General features: G+C 72.0%; 13 protein-coding genes. 8 read left to right on the top strand and 5 right to left on the bottom strand.

The features are described from left to right. Positions 1–97 precede the first annotated feature (97 nt). From MRBLML1_RS00065 to pcrA, 5 genes are read left to right on the top strand one after another with little or no spacing between them, the layout of a single operon-like run. The gene (locus MRBLML1_RS00065) at positions 98–1,393 is read left to right on the top strand and encodes a PspC domain-containing protein (protein ID WP_364509731.1); all 1,296 of its coding nucleotides are present in this window, start codon (positions 98–100) and stop codon (positions 1,391–1,393) included. Next, positions 1,386–2,045 carry a response regulator transcription factor gene (locus MRBLML1_RS00060; RefSeq protein ID WP_364509729.1) on the top strand — a complete coding sequence of 220 codons (660 nt, stop codon included), beginning with the start codon at positions 1,386–1,388 and terminating at the stop codon, positions 2,043–2,045. Before MRBLML1_RS00065 ends, MRBLML1_RS00060 begins: the two co-directional genes overlap by 8 nt. Further along, positions 2,042–2,935: a M15 family metallopeptidase gene (locus MRBLML1_RS00055; protein ID WP_364509727.1), complete on the top strand. Its 894-nt coding sequence runs from the start codon at positions 2,042–2,044 to the stop codon at positions 2,933–2,935. The genes MRBLML1_RS00060 and MRBLML1_RS00055 overlap by 4 nt, the downstream gene beginning before the upstream one ends. Positions 2,936–2,955: 20 nt before the next feature. After that, positions 2,956–3,312: a hypothetical protein gene (locus tag MRBLML1_RS00050; RefSeq protein ID WP_364509726.1), complete on the top strand. Its 357-nt coding sequence runs from the start codon at positions 2,956–2,958 to the stop codon at positions 3,310–3,312. Between the two features lie 45 nt (positions 3,313–3,357). Continuing rightward, the gene (gene pcrA / locus MRBLML1_RS00045; protein ID WP_364509725.1) at positions 3,358–5,805 is read left to right on the top strand and encodes a DNA helicase PcrA; all 2,448 of its coding nucleotides are present in this window, start codon (positions 3,358–3,360) and stop codon (positions 5,803–5,805) included. 103 nt (positions 5,806–5,908) lie between these two features. On the opposite strand, the gene MRBLML1_RS00040 is transcribed toward pcrA, so the two are convergent. Both MRBLML1_RS00040 and MRBLML1_RS00035 read right to left on the bottom strand, forming a co-directional pair. Beyond that, positions 5,909–6,835 (bottom strand): hypothetical protein, encoded by a 927-nt coding sequence (locus MRBLML1_RS00040; RefSeq protein WP_364509724.1) that lies wholly within the window; start codon positions 6,833–6,835, stop codon positions 5,909–5,911. A gap of 273 nt (positions 6,836–7,108) precedes the next feature. Continuing rightward, positions 7,109–8,158 (bottom strand): M23 family metallopeptidase, encoded by a 1,050-nt coding sequence (locus MRBLML1_RS00035; RefSeq protein ID WP_364509722.1) that lies wholly within the window; start codon positions 8,156–8,158, stop codon positions 7,109–7,111. 322 nt (positions 8,159–8,480) lie between these two features. Between MRBLML1_RS00035 and sucC the strand changes: the two genes are divergently transcribed. Continuing rightward, positions 8,481–9,647, top strand: a complete 1,167-nt coding sequence (sucC, locus tag MRBLML1_RS00030) for an ADP-forming succinate--CoA ligase subunit beta (RefSeq protein WP_364509721.1) — start codon at positions 8,481–8,483, stop codon at positions 9,645–9,647. Between the two features lie 29 nt (positions 9,648–9,676). Continuing rightward, positions 9,677–10,573, top strand: a complete 897-nt coding sequence (gene sucD, locus MRBLML1_RS00025; protein ID WP_364509720.1) for a succinate--CoA ligase subunit alpha — start codon at positions 9,677–9,679, stop codon at positions 10,571–10,573. Positions 10,574–10,642: 69 nt separating this feature from the next. On the opposite strand, the gene MRBLML1_RS00020 is transcribed toward sucD, so the two are convergent. The 3 genes from MRBLML1_RS00020 to MRBLML1_RS00010 form a co-directional block, all read right to left on the bottom strand. Continuing rightward, positions 10,643–11,365 (bottom strand): hypothetical protein, encoded by a 723-nt coding sequence (locus MRBLML1_RS00020; RefSeq protein ID WP_364509718.1) that lies wholly within the window; start codon positions 11,363–11,365, stop codon positions 10,643–10,645. Between the two features lie 74 nt (positions 11,366–11,439). Beyond that, the gene (locus tag MRBLML1_RS00015) at positions 11,440–12,867 is read right to left on the bottom strand and encodes a hypothetical protein (RefSeq protein WP_364509717.1); all 1,428 of its coding nucleotides are present in this window, start codon (positions 12,865–12,867) and stop codon (positions 11,440–11,442) included. Beyond that, on the bottom strand, positions 12,860–13,369 hold the full coding sequence (locus MRBLML1_RS00010) for an RNA polymerase sigma factor (protein ID WP_364509716.1): 510 nt from the start codon (positions 13,367–13,369) through the stop codon (positions 12,860–12,862). The genes MRBLML1_RS00015 and MRBLML1_RS00010 overlap by 8 nt, the downstream gene beginning before the upstream one ends. Before the next feature lie 162 nt (positions 13,370–13,531). Between MRBLML1_RS00010 and MRBLML1_RS00005 the strand changes: the two genes are divergently transcribed. Beyond that, positions 13,532–14,086, top strand: a complete 555-nt coding sequence (locus MRBLML1_RS00005) for a DUF998 domain-containing protein (protein ID WP_364509715.1) — start codon at positions 13,532–13,534, stop codon at positions 14,084–14,086. Positions 14,087–14,208 lie beyond the last annotated feature (122 nt).

The following is a 14,208-nucleotide window of genomic DNA, read 5'->3' as shown; positions in this document are numbered from 1 at the left end:
CCTGATCCTGCCGCATTCCCCCGAGGTCCGGCTCAGGGTCGGACCAGGGTCGTTCCCCCTGCTCGCGGGCGACCCGCTGTGTGACGATGGAACCATCATGACGAGCACTGCCGCCGCGAGCGCCCCCGCCGCCGCGCCCGCGCCCCGGGAGACCCGGCGCGCGTGGCGCGACCTGCGCTCGCCTGTGCTCGGCGGGGTCGCGGCCGGGCTGGCGGCGCACCTCGGCGCGCCGGTGCTGTGGGTGCGGGCCGCGTTCGTCGTGCTGACCTTCGTGGGCGGCTCCGGGGTGGCGGCGTACGCCGTCCTGTGGGTGATGCTCCCCGCCGGGCCGCCGCCGTCGGTGCTCGCCCCCGGGCTGGAGAGCGCGAGCCGGGACGGCCGGCGCCCGGGCCGCCGCGGCCGGCGGTTCTCCGACGTCGGGCCGGTCATCATCTTGTCCGTGCTCGGCGTGGGCGCGATCTTCGCGCTGGGCACGCTGCTCGGCACCGGCTGGTGGCTGTGGCCGGTCGCCATCGCCGTGGTCGGTGTCGCGCTGCTGTGGCGCCAGGCCGACGAGGCGCAGCGCGAGCGCTGGCTGGACGCCACCGGCAAGGTCGACCCGGTCCGGGTCGTGCTCGGCGGGGGCGGCTGGGCCGCTTGGGCGAGGATCGCGGCCGGGCTCGGCCTGGTGGTCGTCGCGATGCTGCTGTTCGCGTTGCGCGACGGCTCGCTGAGCGTCGCCCGCGACGCGACCCTGGCGATCCTGCTCGGCATCGGCGGGATCGGCATCGTCGTCGGGCCCTTCGTCTACCGGCTGATGACCGAGCTGAGCGAGGAGCGCGAGGAGCGGGTGCGCACCCAGGAGCGGGCCGACGTGGCCGCGCACCTGCACGACTCCGTCCTGCAGACCCTGGCCCTGATCCAGAAGAACCCCACCGACGCCGCCCGCCTGGCCCGCTCCCAGGAGCGCGACCTGCGCGCCTGGCTCTACGCCGGGGAGTCGCTCGACGAGGCCACCGTCGCCAGCGCCCTGCGCGCCGCCGCGGCCGAGATCGAGGACGCCTACGGCATCACCGTCGACGTGGTCGCCGTCGGTGACTGCGACTACGACGAGCCGGCCCGCCCGGTCGTGATGGCCGCGCGCGAGGCCACCACGAACGCCGCCAAGCACGCCGGCGTCGCGCGGGTCGACGTCTACGCCGAGATCACCCCCGTGGCGATCGACGTCTTCGTCCGCGACCGGGGCGCCGGCTTCGACCCGGACGCGACCCCCGAGGACCGGCTCGGCGTACGACGCAGCATCATCGACCGCATGGAGCGGCACGGCGGCCGGGCGGAGATCCGCTCGGCGCCCGGTGAGGGGACCGAGGTGCGCCTGCACCTGGACCGACGAGCGAAGGAGTCCGATGAGTGAGCCGGTGCGCGTGGTGGTCGTCGACGACCACGCCATGTTCCGCCGCGGGGTCAGCGCCGAGCTGGGCGCCACCGGCGCCGGGCGGGTCGAGGTCGTCGCCGAGGCCGCCGACGTCGACGAGGCCGTCGCCGCGGTGACCCAGCACCGGCCCTCCGTCGTGCTGCTGGACGTGCACCTGCCCGGTGGTGGCGGGGTCGAGGTGATCCGCCGGGTCAACGACTCCGACGTCCGCTTCCTCGCCCTGTCGGTCTCCGACGCCGCCGAGGACGTCATCGGGACGATCCGCGGCGGTGCCCGCGGCTACGTCACCAAGACCATCACCGGCCCCGAGCTCGTCGACGCCATCGCCCGGGTCGCCGACGGGGACGCGGTGTTCTCGCCGCGGCTGGCGGGCTTCGTGCTCGACGCCTTCGCCGGGGCCGGCCTCTCCGCCGACCTCGCCAGCGTCGACGAGGACCTCGACCGGCTCACCGAGCGGGAGCGCGAGGTGATGCGGCTGATCGCGCGCGGCTACTCCTACAAGGAGGTCGCCAAGGAGCTGTTCATCTCGATCAAGACCGTCGAGACCCACATGTCGTCGGTGCTGCGCAAGCTCCAGCTCTCCTCGCGGCACGAGCTGACCCGCTGGGCCTCGGACCGGCGGCTGCTGTGAGGCGGCTCGCCGCGGTGCTCGTCGCCGCGGTGCTGCTGTTGGCCGGCTGCTCGGACGCGGACGAGCCCGTCGCGGAGCCCTCGGGCTCGCCCACCTCGCCCGGCGCCGCGGCCACCACGCCCTCGCCCGCGCCGAGCCGTACGCCGAGCAGCGCGCCGAGCGCCAGCGCGAGCCCGGGGCCGGCGTACTCCGACTGGGAGCTGGGCGTCCACGTCCTGCCCCGCACCCCCGCGGGCTTCGGCGAGGTCCGGCCGACGCCGAAGGCGCTGCGGCACCGGCTGTTCAGGACGAAGGACCTGCTGCCGCCCCCGGCCGACGGGCGCTTCCACTCCACGACCGGGCCGGTGACGCCCGCGATCCGCGAGCGGATGGGGGAGACCTGGTCGCCCGCCTGCCCGGTGGGGCTGGCGGACCTGCGCTACCTCACCGTCTCCTTCCGCGGCTTCGACGGCGCCGCGCACACCGGCGAGCTGGTGCTGGCGGCGTCGGAGGCCGAGGACGTGGTGTCGGTCTTCCGCGCGCTGTTCGCGGCCGACTACCCGATCGAGGAGATGCGGCTGCCGACCACCGCCGACCTCGAGGCGGAGCCCACCGGCGACGGCAACGACACGGCGGCCCTGGTGTGCCGGGCGACGCGCGGCGCGACGAGCTGGTCGGCGCACGCCTACGGCCTGGCGATCGACGTCAACCCGTTCCTCAACCCCTACAGCAAGGGCGAGGTCGTGCTGCCGGAGCGTGCCTCGGCGTACCTCGACCGGAGCCGGACGCAGCCCGGGATCATCCATCCCGGCGACCTGGTCGTGCGCGAGTTCGCACGGATCGGGTGGTCGTGGGGCGGCTCGTGGAGCTCACTGAAGGACTACCAGCACTTCACCGCGACCGGCCGCTGAGCGACCACTACAGTTCGGCCATGGAGACCCTGCGCCTGATCCTGCTCATCGTCCACATCCTCGGTTTCTCGGCCCTGATCGGCGGTCTGCTGGCGCAGGTGGGGCCCGGTGAGAAGAAGGTCACCGGCGTGATGCGCGACGGCATCGGCACGGCGTTCCTCGCCGGCCTGCTGCTCGTCGGCGTGCTCGAGGGTGGCGACGACCCGGTCAACCACGCCAAGGTCGCGGTGAAGCTCGTCATCGGGCTGGTCCTGCTGGTCCTGGTGATGGCCAACATGCGCAAGGCGAAGATCCCGCAGGGCCTGTGGGCCGGCCTGCTCGTGCTCGCCGTCGCCGAGGTCTGCGTCGCCGTGCTCTGGTCGCCCGTCCACAGCTGACCGCGCCGTGCCGTCGTCGGTACGGCGCCGTAGGCTGGGTGGAGCATGTCTGAGACCACCGCCGCACCGCCCGCCCTCACCGCCGACGCCCTCCTCGACGGGCTCAACGACCCCCAGCGCCGGGCTGTCCGGCACGAGGGCCGGCCGCTGCTCGTCGTCGCCGGTGCGGGCTCCGGCAAGACGCGGGTGCTCACCCGTCGGATCGCCTGGCTGATCGCCGTCCGCAAGGCGCACCCGGGCTCGATCCTCGCGATCACCTTCACCAACAAGGCGGCCGCCGAGATGAAGGAGCGGGTCGCCGAGCTGGTCGGCAACCGCGCCCGGATCATGTGGGTCAGCACCTTCCACTCGGCCTGCGTGCGGATCCTGCGCAAGGAGGTCGAGCACCTGGGCTACGAGCGGTTGAGGTCGAACTTCTCGATCTACGACGCCCAGGACCAGAAGCGGCTGATCACGCTGGTCTGCAACGACCTCGAGCTCGACCCGCGGCGCTACCAGCCCGGGCCGGTGCTGCACTGGATCAGCAACCAGAAGAACGAGCTGCGCGAGCCCGACGAGGTGGCCGCGGAGGCCCGCAACAGCATCGACGAGACGTACGCCGCGGCGTACAAGATCTATCAGCGGCGGCTGCGCGAGGCCAACGCGATGGACTTCGACGACCTGATCATGGAGACCGTCCGGCTCTTCCAGCTCAAGCCGGAGGTGCGCGAGACCTACCGGCGGCGGTTCCGGCACCTGCTGGTCGACGAGTACCAGGACACCAACCACGCCCAGTACGCCCTCATCCACCAGCTCTGCGGGCAGGACCTGGAGGAGCACGACCCGGAGACCCTCGACGGCGTGCCGGCCGGCCGGGTGCCGCCGGCGGAGCTGATGGTGGTCGGTGACGCGGACCAGTCGATCTACGCCTTCCGGGGCGCCGACATCCGCAACATCATGGACTTCGAGAAGGACTTCCCCGACGCCGAGACGGTCCTGCTGGAGCAGAACTACCGCTCCACGCAGACCATCCTGACCGCTGCCAACGCGGTCATCGAGCGCAACGAGAGCCGCAAGCCCAAGCGGCTGTGGTCCGATGCCGGTGACGGCGAGAAGATCATCGGCTACGTCGCCGACGACGAGCACGACGAGGCCCGCTTCGTCTCCGGGGAGATCGACAAGCTCACCGACACGGGGCTGAAGCCGTCCGACGTCGCGGTGTTCTACCGCACCAACGCCCAGTCCCGGGTGTTCGAGGAGATCTTCATCCGCACCGGGATGCCCTACAAGGTCGTCGGCGGGGTGCGCTTCTACGAGCGGCGCGAGGTCCGCGACGCGCTCGCCTACCTACGCACGCTGGTCAACCCCGACGACCAGGTCTCCCTGCGCCGGATCCTCAACACCCCCAAGCGCGGGATCGGGGACCGCGCGGTCCTGGCGATCACGACCTTCGCCGACCGCGAGCGGATCACCTTCTGGGAGGCCCTGCAGCGCGCAGGCGAGGCGCCCGGGCTCGCCACCCGCAGCCAGACCAACATCGAGGCCTTCGTCAAGATGCTGACCGAGCTGCAGCAGATGGTCGAGGCCGACGAGCGGCCGGACGTCATCCTGGAGACCGCGCTCGACCGCTCCGGCTACCTCGCCAGCCTCGAGGACTCCGACGATCCCCAGGACGCCACCCGGATCGAGAACCTGGGCGAGCTCGTCGCCGTCGCCCGCGAGTTCGCCGAGGACCCCGTCGCCGGGCCCTCCGCCGACCCTGCCGACGTCGACGCGGGCGTCGTGGAGGTCGGTCTCGGCGACTTCCTCGAACGGGTCGCCCTCGTCGCCGACGCCGACTCGATCCCCGACGCCCCCGACCCCGACGACCCGGACGCCCCCGAGGACACCGGTGTGGTCACCCTGATGACCCTGCACACCGCGAAGGGCCTGGAGTTCCCCGTCGTCTTCCTCACCGGCATGGAGGACGGCGTCTTCCCCCACTCGCGTGCGTTGGGGGACCGCCCGGAGCTGGAGGAGGAGCGCCGGCTCGCCTACGTCGGCATCACCCGCGCCCGCCAGCGGCTCTACGTCTCCCGGGCAATGGTCCGCTCCGCTTGGGGCGCGCCCGCGATGAACCCCGGCTCCCGCTTCCTCAACGAGCTCCCGATCGACCTGGTCGACTGGCGTCGCACAGAGGCGGACCAGACGCGCTGGAACCGGCCCTCGTCGTACGGGTCCTCGGGCGGGCGCTACGACGACGGCCCCTCCGGCAACCGCCTCGGCGCCCCCACCGCCGCCGGCCGCCGCAACTTCAGCTCCGCCGCCGCCCGCGCCGACGCCGCCTCGAAGTCGAAGTCGTCGCGTCCGATCCCGGTGCTCGCCCCCGGGGACAAGGTCACCCACGACTCGTTCGGGATGGGCACGGTCGTGTCCGTCGAGGGGGCGGGGGAGAAGTCCGTCGCCTCGATCGACTTCGGCTCGGACGGGGTGAAGCGGCTGCTGCTGCGGTACGCGCCGGTGGAGAAGCTCTAGCCCGGGGTCATCCCCTCCGGGCGGTCCTTGCCCGTCGCACCGGGCAGAATGGTCGTGAATTCGCCCTGATCACGACCATTTCGTCCGGTACGACGCGCTGCGCTCACCCGGCGTTCGGCCTGGCCTTGAAGCGGAGGATCCGCAGGCCGCCGATCTGGATCACCCAGGCGAGGTCGCCGTCGCCGGCCACCCAGGAGGGAGCGCCGCCAGACGGCGGCGCAGGCGGTTCGGGTAGCGCAGCGAGCCGGGTGCGCGCACGGTCGAGCTCCTTCTCGACCTGGGTCAGGTGGCGGTGCAGCTGACGCTCGCGCAGTCGGTCGGTCATCGGGAACCGCACCGGGGCGAGGCCGACGAGGAGAGCGATGGCGAGGCTAGCGATTCCCCAGGCGTTGGTGCCCGACCACGTGACGACGACCGGCAAGAGGAGGAGGGCGGCGTCGCACCAGAGGATGATGGCGACGTCGCTCGGGAGCAACTGGTCACGACGGACCTGGTGGGCACGGACCCTTGCGATGCTGTCCCAGAGGCCCGCGATCAGTACGAACCAGACCGCCGCCACCAGCAGGGTCAGCACGGCCACCGTCGACGGCGCTGGAAAGGCGATGCCGAACCCGATGGTTGCAGGGGTAGTGGCGACGACGGCGAGCCCCGCAGCCCACAGCCAGGGGAAGGCGCGGGGCCAGCTGAGCCGTGGCGCGGACCCGACGGCGTCCTGCAACTGGCGGCGTGCTCGAAGTAGGGCGTAGTGGTCCTGCCGACGAGTCAGCGCTCGGGACTCCGTGCTGGCAGCCAGGACCGACAGCAGCACGGCGGTTGCGACAGCGGGCCCCCACGCCAGCGCGGTGCGCGCATGCCAGCCTGCGGCCGCTGCCAGGACCCAGGAGAGCACCGACCCGGCCAAGCAGGCCAGGACCGTGACGTCGTCGAGCAGGATGCGAGAGGCCGCCCCCGAAGGACTGACGTCCGGTCCGATCGACTGCAGGGCGGTGGCCACATAGAGCGTGAGCACCGCCGTCAGCAGACCGATCACCGTGGCGTTGACCTGCGTCGGCCCAGCTCATCCAGTCGCCGACGAGGTGGCGGGTCCACGGGTTGCGGCCGCGGCTCGGGGTCGTGGTCACGTAGGCCAGTGCGCTCAAGGCCAACGCCAGAAGGGGTGCGACGACGATCAGGATGTTCGCGAGGGTGCGCTTGTGGCGCAGCGCCTCGTCGACCTCCCGCTGGAAGTCGTCACGTTCGGCAGGGCTGTCGACGGCCATGCCTCACCCTGGCACCAGGGTCCGACCTCAGGGGTCGGAATGCGTCAGGGAGTGACGCCGTGCTGGCGCAAGGCGGCGTCCGGGTCGACCGGGTCGCCGCCGCCGGGGCGCACCTCGAGGTGCATGTGCGGGCCGGTGACGTGGCCGGTGGCGCCGACGTAGCCGATCAGCTCGCCGGCGCGGACCTTCTGCCCCGCGGAGACGTTGAAGGCCGACTGGTGGCAGAACCACAGCTCGGTGCCGTCCTCGAGGGTGATGACGGTCTTGTTGCCGTAGGCGCCGTCGAAGCCCGCGGAGGAGACGGTGCCGTTGGTGACGGCGTAGATCGGGGTGCCGACGGGGGCGGCGAAGTCGAGGCCGGTGTGGTAGCTCGACCAGAGGCCGTACTCGCCGAACTTCGCGGTCAGCCGGTAGCTGTGCAGCGGGAGCACCCAGCGGTTGAGGGCGATCTCGGCGGCTTCCTTCTCGGCGGCCTTGGCGAGGCTGTCGAGGGCGCTGCTGCGCTCGGCGGCGGAGCGCTCGGCCTGGGCGACCAGGTCGGTGCCGTTGGCCTGGGCGAGGGTGTCGCGCTCGGAGTCGCGGCTCACGGTGGCGACCCGCTCGGTGACCGAGCCGTTGCCGAAGGAGCCGGTGACGGCGTTGGCGGCGGTGACCCGGTCGCCGGAGGAGGCGAGCTGCGGGTCGGCGGAGACGACGGCGCCGCCGATCGCGACCGCGAGGGTGGCGACGCCGACGGCGACGGGGATGCTGGGCAGCGTCTTGAACAGCGGTCCGCGGGAGCCGGCGTGCTTGGTGGCACGGCGCTTGCCGGCGGGCTGGATCGCCTTGAGCTGCGAGGTCGAGGAGTCGGTCAGCGGGTCGAAGAGCGCGATGTCGCGCAGCGCCGGGAGCTCGACCGTGGGGGTCCGCTCGACCGGGCGTACGACGGGCTCGGCGACGGCCATGGCCGGTGCGGCGGCGACGGGGCGGGCCGCCCGCTTGCCGACGTACGACGAGGGAGCCTCGGTCTCCGTGCGCTGGGCGACGCGCTTGCCCACGTAGGGGGTCGAGGCGTCGGGTCGCGGCGCGCGGTTGTCCGCTCGGTGGCTACCCATTCGACTGCTGACTCCTTGGGGGACGTTCGTGCAGGCGTCGTTTCGACCCGCACCTTCTCGTCCGAGGAACCCGAGTGGCTCCGACCGAGGTGGCTGTCGGGTGACAGCCGGGTGAAACATGCGTGCCGACCATATCCGATCACGGCACAGGCTTGAAATCGTACGACCTGGGCACAGTACGCGCCTCCCCAAGCGCACAACTGCCGTGACCCGTGTCACGTAGCACAGCCCGGACTCGTCCTACTGGTGGGTCAGGACTAGTGTGCCCGGGGGTGCGGCAGGTGTGCGCACCAACCTCTGACCCAGATGTGAGGACGTATCAGTGGACCTGATGGAGTACCAAGCGAAGGAGCTCTTCGCGAAGCACGGTGTGGCCACGACCCTCGGGGGGGTCGTCGAGACCGCCGAGGAGGCGAAGGCGGCGGCCGAGCAGATCGGCGGCGTCACCGTCGTCAAGGCGCAGGTCAAGGCCGGCGGCCGCGGCAAGGCGGGCGGCGTCAAGCTCGCGAAGACCCCTGACGAGGCCTTCCAGTACGCCACGGACATCCTGAACCTGACGATCAAGGACCTCCCGGTCAACCGGGTGCTGGTCACGCCGGCGACCCCGCCGGAGGAGGAGTACTACTTCTCCTTCCTGCTGGACCGCTCGAACCGGCAGTACCTCTGCATCGCCTCCGTCGAGGGTGGTGTCGAGATCGAGGAGGTCGCGAAGACCAACCCCGACGCCGTCAAGCAGATCGCCATCGACCCGGGCAAGGGCGTCGACAGCGCCAAGGCCCGCGAGATCGCCACCGAGGCCGGCTTCCCGGAGCCCGTCTTCGAGCAGGCCGTCGCGATGATCGAGAGCCTCTACAAGGTCTTCGTCGAGGAGGACGCGACCCTCGTCGAGGTCAACCCGCTGGCCCGCCTCGCCGGCGACAAGCTGGAGGCCCTCGACGGCAAGGTGTCGCTCGACGACAACGCCTCCGAGGTCCGCCACCCCGACCACGAGTCCTTCGAGATCCGTGAGGAGGCCGACCCGCTCGAGGCGAAGGCCAAGGACCTCGGTCTCAACTACGTCAAGCTCGACGGCCAGGTCGGCATCATCGGCAACGGCGCGGGCCTCGTGATGAGCACCCTCGACGTCGTCGCGTACGCCGGCGAGAAGCACGGCGGCGTCAAGCCGGCCAACTTCCTCGACATCGGCGGCGGCGCCAACGCCCAGGTGATGGCCAACGGCCTCGACGTGATCCTGAACGACGAGCAGGTCAAGTCGGTCTTCGTGAACGTCTTCGGTGGCATCACCGCGTGCGACGAGGTCGCCAACGGCATCAAGGGCGCGCTCGAGCTGCTCGGCGACAAGGCGACCAAGCCGCTCGTCGTACGCCTCGACGGCAACAACGTGGACCAGGGCCGCGCGATCCTGAACGAGCTGGACCACCCGCTCGTGACCCAGGTCGACACCATGGACGGCGCGGCCGACAAGGCCGCCGAGCTCGCTAACGCCTGAGCCCTGACGACGATAGAGAGCGAAGAGACATGAGCATCTACCTCGACAAGAACAGCAAGATCATCGTCCAGGGCATCACCGGCGGCATGGGTGCCAAGCACACCGCCCTGATGCTCGACTCGGGCGCCGAGATCGTCGGCGGTGTCAACGCCCGCAAGGCCGGCACCACCGTCACCCACAAGGACGCCCAGGGCGCCGACGTCGAGCTGCCGGTCTACGGCACGGTCGCGGAGGCGATGAAGGAGACCGGCGCCAACGTCTCGGTCCTCTTCGTCCCGCCGGCGTTCACCAAGGACGCCGCGATCGAGGCGATCGACGCCGAGATCCCGCTGATCGTCGTGATCACCGAGGGCGTCCCGGTCCAGGACACGGCCGAGGTGTGGTCGTACCTGCAGGGCAAGAAGACCCGCATGATCGGCCCGAACTGCCCCGGCATCATCACCCCGGGCGAGTCGCTGGCCGGCATCACGCCGCACACCATCGCGGGCAAGGGCCCGGTCGGTCTCGTGTCCAAGTCGGGCACGCTGACCTACCAGATGATGTACGAGCTGCGGGACTTCGGCTTCTCGACCGCCATCGGCATCGGCGGCGACCCGATCGTCGGCACCACGCACATCGACGCGCTCCAGGCCTTCGAGGAGGACCCGGAGACCTCGGTCATCGTCATGATCGGCGAGATCGGTGGCGACGCCGAGGAGCGTGCGGCGGCGTACATCAAGGAGAACATCACCAAGCCCGTCGTCGGGTACGTCGCGGGCTTCACCGCCCCCGAGGGCAAGACCATGGGCCACGCCGGCGCCATCGTGTCGGGCTCCGCGGGCACCGCCCAGGCGAAGAAGGACGCCCTCGAGGCCGTCGGGGTCAAGGTCGGCAAGACGCCGTCCGAGACCGCGGCGCTCGCGCGCGAGATCCTGCAGTCGCTCTGACGCACTGAGCACGACGCACTGAGCACAGCGAAGGCCCGCCACCCGCGAGGGTGGCGGGCCTTCGTGCTGCTACGGCGTCATCCGGGCGGCGACCTTCGGCAGCATCCGGTTGACCGGGGTGCCGCCGTCCTCCTCGGTGAAGTTGTAGTCCTGGCCGACGATGACCGAGGTCAGCACGGACAGCCGGGCGCCCTGGCGGACCAGCCCGGTCTCCATGATGTACGCCGCGTCGCCGGTCGGGTCGATCTCCTTCGGCGCCGGCCCGTAGGTGGAGTCGACGATCTGGGCGGTGGCGCCGTCGACCTTCACCTCGCGCGGCGGCTGCGACCGGTACTCCTCCATCCCCTCCGGCCGGGGCGAGCAGTGCGCGAGCCAGCCGGTGATCTCGTCGTACGCCGCGGTGGCGGCGGCCTCGTCGGCGTACTCACCGACGACCTGGGTGAGGAAGTCGCCGTTGACCTCGGGTGCCTTCGCGGCGCTGTTGCGCAGCTCGAAGTTCGCGCGGAACACACTGGTGGCGCCGGTGCCCTCCAGGCTCTCCCGGGTGCACGGGTTGAAGACGTCCTGGCCGTCGCCCTCGAAGGCCTCGGTGCGGAACCAGTCGGCGCCGTCGCTGTAGACCGTGTCGTCGTCGGTCAGCAGGACGTCCTTGCCGAGCGATGCCGGGCTGGTCGGCGTGCTCGTGGGGGTGCCGGTCGGCGACGGGTCGGCGCCGGTGGAGTCGTCGCCGCAGCCGGCGAGGAGGCCGGTGGTGGCGAGCGCCGCGACGGCGAGGGCGAGTCGGTGCTGCATGGGGATCTCCTTGGTGCGGGAGCGGGGCTGTCGTCGTCAGCTGTGACGCCGTGACCCGCCAGAAAGTTGCCGGCTCAGCAGCCGTCGGTGCTCCAGGCGCACATCCGAGTGGCCACGTCCTTCGTCTCCTGGGTGATCTCGTCGATGGCCCCCTGGTCCGTGCTGCCGCTCGGGGCGCCCGCCTCGCCGGCGTGGACGACGACGAGCACCGACCCGCCCCGCCGTACGACGAGCAGGGTCTCGCCGTGCGGCGTCGGCGCACCGTCGAGCTCGTCCCAGCCGAGCAGCGCGAACGCCTCGTCACCGACGCCGGCGACGTCGTGCACGGCCCAGACCGGGGTGCTGCCGTCGGCGCCCTTCGGGCCGAACGGGCAGTCGACGTACTGCTGCCGGATGTCGTCGAAGGCGGCGGTGGCCGCGTCCGGGTCGGCGTAGGTGGTGAGCTGGCGGGTGCGGTAGTCCTCGGCGTCCTCGTACGTCGCCAGCAGCCGGTCCTCGTGCGGCGGGTCGGGGAGCCCGGTGCCGCAGGGCGCGTGCTCGACGGGGTCCAGGTCACGGGCCGGGCCCTTCGGGCCGTCCCCGTCGCCGGCCGTCGCGGGCCAGCCCCGGGTCAGCGGGAAGTCGTCGGGGATGGCCGCCGACGGGCGGTCGCTGGTGGGCTGCTCGGGGAGCAGGCGCGCCGCGACGGCCGGCATCATCAGCGCGACGGGGCTGCGGTTCTCCTCCCAGTCCTGGTCCTGGCCGATGACGGACTGCTGGAGCACCGCGATCCGGTCGCCCTGGAGCAGCAGGCCGAACTCACCGAGGTAGCCGGCGTACGGGTCCGGGGACGGGGTCCAGGTGGCGCTGTAGATCACCCCGTCGGCGCCGGGCAGGTCGACCGTGCGCGCCTTCGGCACCACGGTGAGCCGGTCGGCCCCCGGGATCCGGCAGTCGAGGATCCACTCGCCGAGGGTGTCGTACGCCGCCCGGGCCGCCTCGGGCGTCGTGAACTCCGCGACCCGCTCGACCAGGTCGTAGGGCGTCAGGTCCTTCTCCGGGGTCTCGCCCTCGCGGTAGACCGGGGCGAAGTTGTAGGTCCGGGTGAAGCTGCGGGTCGGGCCGAGGGTGCTCAGGCTCTTCTGCTCGCAGCGGGCCAGCCCGTCCCCACGGTCGTCGGCGAAGGTGCCGACGGTGCGGTAGGCGTCCTTCTGACCGGGGAAGTACTGGGTGTCGGCGTCGCGGAGCAGGTCGATCTCGGCGAGCGCGGGGACGTCCTCGGCGATCCGGTCGCGGTCGCTCTTGGGGTCGTCGTCACCGACGACGGCGAGGACGGGGACGGCGACGGCGGCGACGGCCAGTGCCGCGCCTCCCGCCACCAGGGCGGCACGACGGCGCCGGATCTGGTCCCCCCGGCGTCGTACCTCGGCCGGGGAGCGGGGCATGTCGCCTCCTGGGTTCGGGGAGCCGAGGCTCGCCCCGAACCGGGCGAGCTCGTCGATCGGGTCGTGCTGCTCAGGCATGGGTCACCCCTCCTCCGGCCAGGCCGTTCTCGTCGGCGAGCAGCGCGGCCAGTGCCGTGCGGCCGCGGCTGAGGCGGGCCTTGATGGTTCCCTCGGGCACGCCGACCTCGGCCGCCACCTGGTGGACGGGGAGGTCGGCGATGTGGTGCAGGACCAGCGCCTGGCGCTGGGCCTCGGGCAGGTGGCGCAGCGCCGCGACCAGCGCCACGTGCGACTCGTCGGCCGCGGCGACCGTGCCGGTGCCCTGCAGCGCGCGGTCGGGGGAGCGCTCGGCGCGCTTGCGGCGGCGCCACCGGCTGACGGCGAGGCGGTACGCCGTGGTGCGCACCCACGCCTCCGGGTACTCCGCCCGGTCCAGCTTGCGGCGGTGCGCCCAGGCTCGGGCGAACGCCTCCTGGGTGCACTCGGTCGCCTCGTCGAGGTCCCCGATCATCGCGTAGACCTGGCCGGTCACCCGCCGGAACGACGCGGTGTAGAACTCGTCGAACTCGCTGGCCTCCACGCCGACCTCCTCTCGGACCGATCCTGGGCCCCCGGGTGCGGGGCTGTCGAGGGATCTACGCCCGGCAGGCCGGCCCGGTTGCACCGGAACGGGACATTTCGCCGACGGATCCGATGACGGATGTCAGGTGGCCGGAACGACCGGTCCGCGCACGCTTGCCGCATGACCTTGTTGATGTACGCCGCGGTCGCGCTGCTCCTCGTCCGCCTCATCGTCTTCGTCCGGCTCCACCAGACCGCCCGCCACGTCGACGTACGGCGCGGCACGGTCAGCGACTACGGGACCGGGCCGAGCCGGCCGGCGTACACGCTGATGGGGGTGCTGTCGGTGCTGGCCTACCTGCTGGTCCTGATCGGCGCCGCCCACACCGGCGTGGAGCCGCGCTGGACACTGCTCGTGCTGGCCGGCGCCGCGGTCGCCCAGGTGGCGCTGATGGCCTTCCCCACCGACCTGACCGGTACGACGCGCACCGCCACCGGCGTCGTGCACTGGGTGCTGGCCATCGCCACCTTCGCCGGCCTGTTCACCTTCATGACCTCGGTGGACACCGGCTCGGGGCTGGTGGAGGCGCTGACCTGGGTCGCGCGGGTCGCGTTCTACGCCTTCCTCGCGACCCTGCTGCCGCGGCTGCGGGGCTGGATCGGGCTCACCGAGCGGTGGTGGCTGACGGTGGTGCCGGTGTGGTTCGGCTGCTTCGCGGTGGTCCTGGCGCGCTAGGTGTGATGTCCAGGGAGGTTGTACCGCCCGGCATCGGTGAGCCTGTCTGACAGACGAAGGCCTCCGGTTGTGAAGTGGAGCTGTCTAGGAACCGCTTCACCCGACCGGAGGCCCTCATGTCC

It is taken from the genome of Nocardioides sp. LML1-1-1.1 (assembly GCF_040676175.1).
Classification (GTDB): domain Bacteria; phylum Actinomycetota; class Actinomycetes; order Propionibacteriales; family Nocardioidaceae; genus Nocardioides.
The sequence above is the reverse complement of the archived record's forward strand: the minus strand, read 5'-3'. Positions and strand labels throughout refer to the sequence as shown.